The organism is Micromonospora sp. ATCC 39149, assembly GCF_000158815.1.
Classification (GTDB): Bacteria; Actinomycetota; Actinomycetes; order Mycobacteriales; family Micromonosporaceae; genus Micromonospora.
The window spans coordinates 6,138,215-6,147,153 of the sequence record NZ_GG657738.1 but is presented as its reverse complement, the minus strand read 5'-3'; the positions used below and the strand labels follow the sequence as shown (position 1 = coordinate 6,147,153).

Annotated in this window: 3 protein-coding genes; all 3 read right to left on the bottom strand. The window is 76.0% G+C overall.

Translation table 11 applies throughout. The features are described from left to right. The coding region (locus MCAG_RS35325) for a polyketide synthase dehydratase domain-containing protein (protein WP_255349006.1) at nucleotides 1-1,559 on the bottom strand (1,559 nt) is incomplete at its 3' end. After that, nucleotides 1,556-3,751, bottom strand: coding sequence for a type I polyketide synthase (locus tag MCAG_RS33005; RefSeq protein ID WP_369751389.1), 2,196 nt, complete (start codon nucleotides 3,749-3,751; stop codon nucleotides 1,556-1,558). The genes MCAG_RS33005 and MCAG_RS35325, both read right to left, overlap by 4 nt. Nucleotides 3,752-3,773: 22 nt before the next feature. After that, the gene (locus MCAG_RS26770) at nucleotides 3,774-8,774 is read right to left on the bottom strand and encodes a type I polyketide synthase (RefSeq protein ID WP_007076076.1); all 5,001 of its coding nucleotides are present in this window, start codon (nucleotides 8,772-8,774) and stop codon (nucleotides 3,774-3,776) included. Nucleotides 8,775-8,939 lie beyond the last annotated feature (165 nt).

Sequence of the window (8,939 nt, the reverse complement as noted above, 5' to 3'; positions counted from 1 at the left end):
CCCGGCCGGGCCAGCCAGTCCTGCACCGCGTGCAGGGCCCGGAGGCCGGCGGCCCGAACCGTGGCCGGGTCGAGCCCACCGGTCACCTCCAGCAGCTCCGCCGCCACCGGTGCCGCGCCGCCACCGGTCGGGATCCGCTGCCAGGCGACGCGGTACAGCGGGGCGACCGCGGAGACCGGGGCGACCGGCCGGAAGACGACGGTGTCGATCGAGGCGACCGGCGCGCCGGCGGCATCCGCGACGGTCACCGCCCACCGATCGGCCCCGGTCGGGGTGAACCGGACCCGGGCCGGCGGGGTACCGGTCCCGTACGGCTCCACCCCGGTCCAGGAGAACGGGACCTGCCCGGTGCCACCGCCGTCGGAACGGGTCAGCGCGTGCGTGGCGGCGTCCAGGGCGATCGGGTGCAGGGTGTACCGGTCGCCGGGGCCGGTCGCGCCGTCGGGCAGCCGTACCTCCGCGAAGATCTCTTCACCCCGCTGCCACGCCGAGCCCAGCGCCTGGAAGGCGGGCCCGTAGTCGAGGCCGGCCGCGGCGAGCTCGGGGTAGAGCCCGTCCAGCGGGATGAGCCGGGCCCCGGCGGGCGGCCACTGGGCGAGGTCGGTGCCGGGTTCGCCGGTAAGCGGGCGCGCTGTGCCGGTGGCGTGCCGGGCCCACGGCTCGTCCCGGTCGGCGTCGGCCGGGCGGGTGTAGACGCCGATCGCGCGCCCGCCGGTCGGGTCGGCCGCCTCGACGGTGACCTGGGCCTGCACGGCTCCCCCGGCCGGCAGCCGCACCGGCTGGTGCAGGGTCAGCTCCTCGACCCGACCGCAGCCGACCTGAGCGCCGGCGCGCAGGGCCAGCTCGAGCAGCGCGGTCCCGGGCAGCGTCGGTACCCCGGCGAGCGCGTGGTCGGCGAGCCAGGGCTGCTGGTGCACCGACAGCTGGCCGGTCAGCACGGTGCCCTCGGTGCCGGCCAGGGTGATGGCGGCGCCCAGCAGCGGATGCCCGGCCGGGTCCAGGCCGGCACCGCTGACGTCGCCGCCCCGCGCCCGCAGCCAGTAGCGCCGGCTCTGGAACGGGTACGTGGGCAGGGCCACCCGGCGGGCGGGCCGGCCGGCGAAGACGCCCTCCCAGTCGGCGTCGGCGCCAGTGACGTGCAGCTGGGCCAAGGCGGCCAGCACGGTGTCCGGTTCGGGGCGGTCGCGGTGCAGCATCGGGGTCAGCACCGCCGGTTCGGGCGCGCCGGCGAGGCACTCCCGGGCGAGCGCGGTGAGCACCCCGTCCGGGCCGACCTCGACGAACCGGGTCACCCCGGCGGCCCGCAGCGCCTCGATTCCGTCCCGGAACCGGACCGCCTCGCGCGCCTGCCGTACCCAGTACGCCCCAGTACGCAGCTCCCCCGCGGTGGCCACCGCACCGGTCACACTGGACACCACCGGTACGGCCGGCTCGGCGTAGGACAGCCCCTCGGCGACCCGGCCGAACTCGGCCAGCATCGGCTCCATCCGTTGCGAGTGGAACGCGTGCGAGACGCGCAGCCTGGTGCTGGTCGGGAACCGGGCGGCGAGTTCGGTCACCGCGTCCGCGTCGCCGGAGACGACGACAGCGTTCGGGCCGTTTGAACCGCGGCCAGGCCCGCCCGGTCGGTCAGCAGCGGGCGGATCTCGTCCTCGGGGGGCTGCGAGGGGCCACCATTCGCGCCGCCGGGTGGCAGCGCCGCCATCAGCCGGGCCCGCTCGGCGACCAGGGTGCACGCGTCGGCCAGGGAGAGCACGCCGGCCAGGTGCGCCGCAGTCAGCTCGCCCAGCGAGTGCCCGAGCATCAGAAAAAGAAAAAGATGCCCCAGCTCTCCAGCAGCCGGGCCAGCGCGACCTGCACCGCGAAGAGCGCGGGCTGGGCGTACCAAAGTGCCGTCCAGCAGCTCGGGGCGGCCGATGACCTCGGACAGGGGGTGGTCCAGGTGGAAGCCGGCGCACACCTCGTCGAAGGCGACCGCGAAGGCGGGGAAGGCGGCGTACAGCCCGCGCCCCATGCCGGCCCGCTGCGCGCCCTGCCCGGACAGGAGCAGCGCGGTGAGCCCTTCGCCGGCGGTACCCCGCAGCACGGCCGGATCGGGCGTGCCGGTGGCCAGCGCGGCCAGCGCGCGCGGCCCGTCGGCCGGCCGGTCCACCAGCACCACCGCGCGATGAGCCAGCGGCGACCGGGTGGTGGCCAGCGAGTAGCCCAGGTCGGTGGTGGCGGTCGCCGGCTCCGCGGCCAGGTGCGCGGCCAGCCGACCGGCCTGGGCGCGCAGCGCCTCCGCCGTCGCCCCGGTGACCGGCCACGGCACCGGCCCGGTCACCACCCGGGCCTCGCCGGCCGGCTCGGCACCGTCGGCCGGCTCGGCCACGGCAGCCGGCTCGGCCACGGCAGCCGGCTCGGTCGACTGCTCCAGGATGAGGTGCGCGTTGGTGCCGCTGACTCCGAACGAGGACACCCCGGCCCGGCGCGGGTGGCCGGGCCACTCGCGCGCCTCGACGAGCGGCCGGACCGCGCCGGCCGACCAGTCCACCTGGTCGGACGGCTCGGTGATGTGTAGCGTCCGGGGCAGCTGCCCGTGCCGGATGGCCTGCACCATCTTGATGACTCCGCACACCCCGGCGGCGGCCTGAGCGTGCCCGAGGTTCGACTTGACCGAGCCGAGCCACAGTGGACGGTCTGCGGGGCGGCCCTGCCCGTACGTGTCGAGCAGCGCTTGCGCCTCGATCGGGTCGCCCAGCGTGGTACCGGTGCCGTGCGCCTCCACCGCGTCGATGTCGCCCGCGGTGAGGCCGGCGTCGGCCAGTGCCCGGCGGATCACCCGCTGCTGGGCCGGGCCGTTCGGCGCGGTCAGCCCGTTGGAGGCGCCGTCGGAGTTGACCGCGGAGCCACGGATCACCGCCAGCACCGGATGTCCGTTGCGCCGGGCGTCGCCCAGGCGTTCCAGCAGGAGCAGGCCGGCACCTTCGGACCAGCCGGTCCCGTCCGCGGCCGCCGAGAACGACTTGCACCGGCCGTCCGGGGCCAGCCCGCGCTGCCGGCTGAACGCCACGAACGGTCCGGGCGTGCTCATCACCATCACGCCGCCGGCCAGTGCCAGCGTGCACTCGCGCCGCCGCAGCGCCTGCCCGGCCAGGTGGATCGCGACCAGCGAGGAGGAGCAGGCGGTGTCCACGGTCAGCGCCGGCCCTTCCAGGCCGAACGCGTAGGCGACCCGGCCGGAGATGACCGACGCGGCGTTGCCCGTACTCAGGTAGTCGTCGATCAGCTCGGCGGCGGCCGGCGCCAGGTTGTCGTAGTAGTCCTGGGCACCGCTGCCGATGAACACGCCGACCGGCGCGCTGCGCAGCGAGCGGGGTGGGAGCCCGGCCCGCTCGAACGCCTCCCAGGCCAGGTGCAGCACCAGCCGCTGCTGCGGGTCCATGGTGACCGCCTCGCGGGGCGAGATGCCGAACAGGCCCGCGTCGAACCCGGCGGCGTCCGGCAGGAAGCCACCGGTCCGCACGTAGCTGGTGCCGGGGCGGTCGGGGTCGGCGTCGTAGCGGACGCCGGTCGGCCAGCCACGGTCGGTGGGGAACGGCCCGACCGCGTCCACGCCCTCGGCGACCAGCCGCCACAGCTGCTCCGGGGTGTCGGCGCCACCCGGGTAGCGGCAGCTCATCGCGACGATGGCCAGCGGCTCCCGGTCGGCGCTCTCCAGCTCGCGCAGCCGGTCACGGGTCTGGTGCAGCTCCACGGTGGCCCGCTTCAGGTATCCGAGAAGCCGTTCGTCGTCAGCCATTCGAACTCCTCGTCACCCGGTCGGATCCCAGCTGTTGGTCGAGAATGTCGAGTACGTCGTCGGCGGTCGCCCCATCGAGCAACTCCTCGATGCCCGCCCGCCCACCGGTACCGGCAAGTGCCCCGTGTACCGCGTTCGCCAGCGCTTGCAGCCGGGCGGGCAGGGCACAGCGCTCGATCTCGGCGGCGGGCAGCCCGGCCACCAGCGCTTCGAGCTGATCCAGCAGGACGGGCAGCGGGGGTTCCGGTGGGCCGCCGCCGAGCCGGGTACCCAGGTATTCGGCGAGTGCCCGTGGATTGGCGTGGTCGAAGGCGACGGCGGCCGGCAGCTTCAGCCCGGTCGCGGTGCTGAGCCGGTTACGCAGGTCGACCGCGGACACCGAGTCGAAGCCGAGTTCCTTGAACGCCCGCTCCGGGGCGACCGCCGCCGCTTCGTCGTGCCCGAGCACCACCGCCGCCTGCTCGCGTACGAGCGTGAGCAGGGCCCGGGACCGTTCGGCCGGGGTCAGGCCGGCCAGCCGCGCCGCCAGCGGTGCCGCGTCCGCGGCTTCGGCGGACGCTCCGGGCCCGGCCTCCCGATCCAGTGCCGCGCGGGCGTCCGGCAGATCCCGTAGCAGCGGACGGTGCCGGGCCAGCGTGTAGACCGGGGTGAACCGGGCCCAGTCGATGTCCGCGACCACCAGCCCGCTCTCGTCCCGGCCCACCGCCTGGACCAGCGCCTCGACGGCCAGCGCCGGGTCCAGCGCGCCCAGCCCGAGCCGGCGCAGCTGCTCCCCGGCGGCCTCGTCGACCATGCCGCCACCGCCCCACGATCCCCAGGCGACGCAGGTGGCGGCGTACCCGCGGGCCCGGCGGCGTTCGGCCAGCCCGTCGAGGAACGCGTTGCCGGCCGCGTACCCCGGCCGCCCGGCGCTGCCCCAGATCGCCGCGCCCGAGGAGAACAGCACGAACGCCTCCAGTGGATAGTCGGCGAGCAGCTGGTCCAGGTGCACCGCGCCGGCCACCTTGCTCCGGATGATCTCGGCCAACTCGGCCGGAGAAAGGTCGGCCAACGGGGTCTCCTCGGGCAGCACCCCGGCCGCGTGCAGCACGGCAGTCAGCGGTGGCCCGCCAGCGAGCCCGTCGAGCAGCGCGCGCAGTGCGGCGGCGTCGCCCACGTCGCAGGCGGTGATGGTCACCTTGGCGCCGAGCGCGGCTAGCTCGGCCGAGAGCTCGGCGGCCCCGTCGGTGGCCGGACCGCGCCGGCTGGTCAGCACCACGTGCTCGGCGCCCGCCCGGGCAAGCCACCGGGCCAGGTGGGCACCGACCGCGCCGGTACCACCGGTGATCAGGATGGTGCCGCGCGGCCGCCAGGATCTGGCCGGAGCCGGAGCGGGTGCAGAAGCGGGTGCCCGCACCAGCCGCCGGGCCAGCAGTCCCGATGGGCGGATGGCGAGCTGGTCCTCGCCGTCCGGGTTGGCCAGCACGGCGCAGACCCGGTCCGCGGCCCGCGCGTCGAGCGGCGTGGGCAGGTCGATCAAGCCACCCCAGGTGTCCGGCCGGTCGAGGGCGAGCACCGTCCCCATGCCCCAGACCGAGCGGGCCTCCGGGTCGACGTCGACGTCGTGCTCGACCCCCGCCGCACCCGCGGTCAGGCACCACAGCGGAGCGGTCACGCCGGCATCCGCGAGCGCCTGCACCAGCAGAACGGTGCCCGACAGCGGCGGCGGCACCGCCGCGTCGACGAGCGCGGCCGGCGCGTCCCGGCCGGGCACGCCGGCCGCCCCGCCCGGCGCCGGCCGGTCCGGGCCGGGCAGCGCACCCGGCGCCGGCTGGTCCGGGCCCGGCAGGGCGGCCAGGGAGAGGACACCGGCGGGGGTACGGTCGGCGAGCGCGGCCCGGATCCGTTCGGCGAGCGCGGCCCGGCCGGTGCCGTCCAGTTCGGCGTACCGCACGGTGGCGCCGTGGGCGGCCAGCCGGTCGGTGAGGATCCCCGCCAGCGGGGCGTCCGGCGGCGCGACGAGCAGCCAGGTGCCAGTGTGGACACGCGGCGGCGGGTCGGGCAGCGGGCGCCAGGCCAACCGGTATCGGCAACGGTCCACGGCCGCGTCGCGCACCTGATCGGCGTGCCAGCTGGCGAGGGCTGGTAGCACCGGGGCCAGCCGTCCGGCGTCCAGGCGCAGCCGGGCACCGAGCGCCTCGGCGTCGCCGCGCCGCACGTCCTGCCAGAATCCGCCGTCCAGCCCGCCCTCCGGCCGGCTCTCCGGGGCCGGCGGGGTCGGGTCCAACCAGTAGCGCCGGCGCTGGAACGGGTAGGTGGGCAGCTCGGTCCGACGACCACCGGGGCAGAAGGCGGACCAGTCCGGGGTGGCTCCCCGGACGTAGAGTTCGGCGGCGGACGCGGCCAACCGGTCGAGCCCGCCCTCGCCACGGCGCAGCGTTCCGGTCACCACCGCCGGCAGGTCCACCCGCTCCAGCGTCTCCTGCATGCTCAGCACCAGCACCGGGTGCGGGCTCACCTCGACGAACCGGACATGGCCGGCGGCGGCGAGGGCCCTCACCACCGGAGCGAACGCGACCGGCTGGCGCAGGTTGGTGAACCAGTAGCCGGCGTCCAGGGCAGTCCCGTCGACCCACTCGCCGGTGACGGTGGACATCATCGGTACCGTCCCGGCGCCCGGCTCGACCGGGGCCAGATCGGTGAGCAGCCGATCGCGGATCTCCTCGACCTGAGCGCAGTGCGAGGCGTAGTCCACCGGTACCCGCTTGACCCGCTCCACCCCCGCAGCGGTCAGCTCGGCCTGGAGCGCGTCGAGCGCCGCGCCGTCGCCGGACAGCACCACCGACGCGGCACCGTTGTCGGCGGCCACCCAGATCCGGTCGGGCCAGCCGGCCAGCCGGGGGCGGATCCGCTCGGCGGGGAGGCCCACCGAGAGCATGCCGCCCCGGCCGGCGAGCACGTCGCCGATCGCCCGGCTGCGCAGGGCGACCACCCGGGCTCCGCCGTCCAGCGAGAGCGCGCCGGCCACGCAGGCCGCGGCGATCTCGCCCTGGGAGTGGCCGATCACCGCGTCGGGCACGATGCCGTAGGCGGACCAGGCGGCGGCCAGCGCCACCATCACCGCCCACAGCGTCGGCTGCACCACGTCCACCCGGTCGGCCGGCGGGGCACCCGGTTCGCCACGCAGCACCGCGGTCAGCGACCAGTCCACGAACGGGGCCAGGGCCTGCTCGCACTCGGCGATCCGCGCCGCGAAGACCGGGGACTCGGCGAGCAGCCGGGTCGCCATGCCGGCCCACTGCGACCCCTGCCCGGGGAACACGAACACGGTACGGCCACGCAGGTCGGCGTACCCGGCGACGGTCTCCGCGCAGGCCCGTCCGGCGGCTAGGTCGCGTAGCCCGGCCAGCAGCTCGGCCCGGTCGGTGCCGAGGACCGCGGCCCGGTGCTCGGCCGCCGACCGGCCGGCCAGCGTGTATCCGATGTCGACCAGTGGCTCGTCCGGGTGGGTGGCCAGGTGGGTGGCGAGCCGGTGGGCCGACTCGGCCAGCGCCACCGGCGACCGGGCGGACAGCACCAGCGGCACCACGGCGGGGCCGGTGACCGGCGCGGAGCCGGTGACCGGCGCCGGGGCGGGCGCCTGCTCCAGGATCACGTGGGCGTTCGTGCCGCTGATCCCGAAGGAGGAGACCGCCGCGCGGCGCGGCCGGCCGGGCTCCGGCCAGTCCCGGGCCGCGTGCAGCAACTGGACCGTGCCGGCGGACCAGTCGACGTGCGGGGTCGGCCGGTCGGCGTGCAGGGACCGGGGTAGCCGGCCGTGCCGCATCGCCAGCACCATCTTGATCACTCCGGCGACCCCCGCGGCGGCCTGCGAGTGGCCCAGGTTCGACTTGACCGAACCGAGCCACAGTGGGCGGTCCGGAGGCCGCTCGCCGTACGCCGCGATGACCGCCTGCGCCTCGATCGGGTCACCCAGCGCGGTGCCGGTGCCGTGCGCCTCCACAGCATCGACATCGGACGGCGTGAGACCGGCGGCGGCGAGCGCCCGCTCGATGACCCGAACCTGGGACGGGCCGTTCGGGGCGGTGAACCCGTTGCTCGCCCCGTCCTGGTTGACCGCGGAACCACGGATCACCGCCAGCACCGGGTACCCGGCCCGCAACGCGTCCGAGAACCGGGCCAGCACCAGCACACCGGCCCCCTCCGACCAGGCGGTTCCGTCGGCGTCGCCGGAGAACGACTTGCAGCGGCCGTCCGGGGCGAGCCCGCGCTGCCGGCTGAACTCGACGAACATCTCCGGGGTGGCCATCACGGTGACCCCACCGGCCAGCGCCAGCGTCGCGTCGCCGCGCCGCAGTGCCTGGCCGGCCAGGTGGATGGCGACCAACGACGAGGAGCAGGCGGTGTCCACGGTGACCGCCGGCCCTTCCAGGCCCAGGCTGTACGCGACCTGGCCGGAGACCAGACTGCCACCCGGGCTGCCGAGCAGGTAGTCGTGGTACATCAGGCCGGCGTACACGCCGGTGGGGGTGCCGCGCAGGGCGGCCGGGTCGATGCCGGCCCGCTCCACCGCCTCCCACGCGACCTCCAGCAGGATCCGCTGCTGCGGGTCGGCCCGGCGGGCATCGCGCGGGCTGATCCCAAAGAAGTCGGCGTCGAATTCCGCCGCGTCGTAGAGGAACCCGCCGTGCCGCACGTAGCTGCGGCCGGGCTGCTCGGGATCCGGATGGTAGATGCCGGCCAGGTCCCAGCCCCGGTCGGCGGGGAACTCGCCGATCGCGTCCCGCTCGGCGACCAGCAAATCCCACAGCTCCGCCGGCGAGCCGACCCCGCCCGGATAGCGGCAAGCCATACCGATGATTGCTATCGGTTCGGTGGCGTCGGCCTCGCTGTCCCGCAGCCGCTGCTTCGCCTCCCGCAGGTCGGCGGTGGCCCGGCGCAGGTAGTCGCGGAGCCGGTCCTCGGTGCTGGTCGGCTCGCTGAGCTTTCTGATTCGCTCGCTGGGCTCGCTCATGAGATGCCCAGCTCGTTGTCGAGGACCTGGAAGAGCTCCTCGTCGCTGGCCGCGTTCAGCAGAACCGGTTCGCGGTCCGGCGGGTCGACGGCGCGCCAGCGGTGCAACAGCGCCTCCAGCCGAGTGGTGATCTTGGTCCGGTCCACCGGGGTCGCGGCCAGGGCG

What these genes read in the sequence shown, in the direction of transcription:
- MCAG_RS26770 (WP_007076076.1), bottom strand. Translation starts at nt 8,774, where the DNA reads ATGAGCGAGCCCAGCGAGCGAATCAGAAAGCTCAGCGAGCCGACCAGC.